Source organism: Streptomyces flavofungini (assembly GCF_041028215.1).
Classification (GTDB): domain Bacteria; phylum Actinomycetota; class Actinomycetes; order Streptomycetales; family Streptomycetaceae; genus Streptomyces; species Streptomyces flavofungini_B.
Genome location: NZ_JASKYR010000938.1, coordinates 1 through 2,601, shown reverse-complemented (window position 1 = coordinate 2,601; position 2,601 = coordinate 1). Strand labels below are relative to the sequence as shown.

Sequence of the window (2,601 nt, the reverse complement as noted above, 5' to 3'; positions counted from 1 at the left end):
CTTCGCGGCCGTGCAGCCGGGGTCCGTGGCAGCGGTTCGGTGGCGGTCCGGGAGGGCGTCACGGCGGACCGGGGGGCCGAGATGGTGCGGTGGCTGGCGGCGGTGGCTAGGCCGGTGTGCGACGATCAAGCTGTTGTCAGCCGCTGGTTCTAAGGTCGGCGCTATGACATCACACCTGGTCCAGGACTCATGGACCCGCATCGACGCGTGGCTGCGCGAGCACGCGCCCCGTACGTTTGCCACGCTTCGGCCGCCTGCGGGCAGCGAGGAGATCGCAGCGGCGCAACAGGAACTGGGGGTCACCTTCCCTCCGGACCTGGTCGCTTCCCTCCTCCGGCACAATGGGGCGCTGGAGGGGCCCGAGGCCTTCCGCTTCAGCACGGGCGACCGGCTTCTCGGAGTGAGCGGAATACTTGGGGACACCGGGTTCATGCGCGGTATCGACCAGGGCCTCGACGGGGAGACCGAGGACTACTGGCTTGATGATTACGTGAAGTTCGGTTCTTACGACGTGACGTCGGACGGCCTTCTGATGGATTGCCGTACCGGCAGGGGCTCCTTCGGTGCGATCGGACGGTTCTTCGACGAGATCGGCACCAGCTTCGGGCAGGCCGACTCACTGGGTGAGTATCTGGCCGAACTGGCCGACACGCTTGAGCGCGGCCAGCACGCTGGTGTCGTCACCTTCAACGGCCGCTTGTTTTGGGAGACACGTCTGCCTGCCAGGCCGCAGTACAGTGCCGACGAGCCCCTTCCCACCCCGGATGCGCAGCTGCCGGAACTGGACCTGTCCTACAGCCCCACCGACCTCCTCCACGTGAGCCACCTGGACGGACATGAGGAACTCGGTGCACTGATCGCGACCCTGCCGTATGAGCAGGTGGTCGAGGCCGCGCGGAAGCAGCTGCGCAGACTGGCGGTCGAGACGGGCCTGAACAACTACCCGGAGGTCAAGGCAGCCCTGGATACGTGGGAGCGCGGTGCGGCCCCGCCACAGCCGGACCAGACCGGCCCGCTCGCTTTGCGGCTCCGCGCGGTGCTCGCACAGGCCGACACCGGCCGAGACCACACGCGCAGGTGGGCCGCGGAGAAAGTAGCTCTCGGGATCTGGGGGTCCCCGTACAGGTCCGTGTGCGAGAGCGCGGAGACCCGGAGTCACTTCACTCTCGACTGGCGTGCGGACCTGCATGCGGACCTGGGCGATCAACCCCTGCCACCGATACCCGACGACCGATTCTGGGGGGCGCTGCGGAACTCCGCCATCGACTCCAGTTGGTACGCGGCCCAGTACAGCGGAGATCACGACTGACCCCGGGGGTTTCGGTTCCGCGTGAGCGCTTCATGTTGGGTTATCCCCGGACGAAGCGCTCACTAAGGATTTTCAGCGCTGCCGCTCCAGCGTGAGGCTGACCTTGACCACTGAGTCATGCGGTGAGGGCTGCACCGGGACCTGCGGAGGATCCGCCAGGACCTCAGGCTCGCGACACCGCGTTCAACGGGCGCCCGTGCTGCGGCCAGCGCCTGGTTGAGGGTCCTGGCGCTTGCTCAGCTGCCCGCCTGCTTGGCGACCACTCCCCCGAGCCACCCTGGAGGTCAGGCGTCGAACCGTCATGCCGTCATGCCGTCATGCCGTCATGCCGTCAGCCGCAGTTGCAGCCGGATGCGCTCTTCGCTTCGACGACGGTCTTGTCCGGGTCGTCGGCCTGTTCGCTGGGGGTGCAGCAGGCAGTGACACCGCAGCAGGAGTCGCCGCCCCCGCCCATCTCGGCTTTGTTGCCGGTGGCGGGCTTGGTGGCACGGACGATGGCGGAGTGCATGCCGTCGGCGACCGCGTGCGTGGGGCGGAGTTCGATGTTGGTGAACCCGGCGACTTCGAGGCCCTGGCGGTACTCGGCGAAGGAGAGGGCACCGGCGATGCAGCCGACGTAGTCGCCGCGCTCGGCGCGCTGCTCGGGGGTGAGTTCGTCATCGGCGACGACGTCCGAGATGCCGATACGGCCGCCCGGCTTCAGGACCCGGATCATCTCGGCGAAGACGGCGGGCTTGTCGGTGGACAGGTTGATGACGCAGTTGGAGATGACAACATCGATGGTGTTCGCGGGCAGCGGGATCGCCTCGATGGTGCCCTTGAGGAACTCGACGTTGGTGGCTCCGGCCTTCCGCTGATTCGCGAGTGCGAGGGCGAGCATCTCCTCGGTCATGTCGAGCCCGTACGCCTTACCGGTCGGGCCGACGCGACGAGCGGAGAGCAGGACGTCGATGCCGCCGCCGGAGCCGAGGTCCAGGACGCGCTCGCCCTCGTCAAGGTCGGCCACCGCGGTCGGGTTGCCGCAGCCGAGCGAGGCTGCGACGGCTTCGGCGGGCAGGGCGTCGCGCTCGTCGGCGGCGTAGAGGGTGGAGCCGAAGTTGTCGTCGATCTCGATGGCCTCGGGGCCGCAACAGGCAGCGCCGCCCTCGGTGACCTGCACGGCGGCTGCGGCATAGCGCTGGCGGACGGTCTCACGCAGGTCGGTGCTCGGCTCGGTCATGGCGATGACTCCTCGATGTGCTGGGGCGGGGCCCGGGACGGGCTGTATTGATGCTTCTCGATGCAAGCTTGCG

At 68.1% G+C, this 2,601-nt stretch carries 2 protein-coding genes and 1 pseudogene; 1 reads left to right on the top strand and 2 read right to left on the bottom strand.

Going from position 1 to position 2,601, the window contains the following annotated elements; genetic code table 11:
- Positions 1-163: 163 nt before the first annotated feature.
- A complete protein-coding gene (locus AB8Z36_RS36820) occupies positions 164-1,309 on the top strand; it encodes an SMI1/KNR4 family protein (protein WP_369217739.1) in 1,146 nt (381 codons plus the stop codon).
- Positions 1,310-1,381: 72 nt separating this feature from the next.
- Here the strand turns inward: AB8Z36_RS36820 and AB8Z36_RS36815 are convergent.
- Positions 1,382-1,536 (bottom strand): annotated as a pseudogene (locus AB8Z36_RS36815) (IS5/IS1182 family transposase); the annotation flags it as partial.
- Between the two features lie 104 nt (positions 1,537-1,640).
- The gene (gene arsM, locus AB8Z36_RS36810) at positions 1,641-2,528 is read right to left on the bottom strand and encodes an arsenite methyltransferase (protein WP_369217738.1); all 888 of its coding nucleotides are present in this window, start codon (positions 2,526-2,528) and stop codon (positions 1,641-1,643) included.
- Positions 2,529-2,601: the final 73 nt, after the last annotated feature.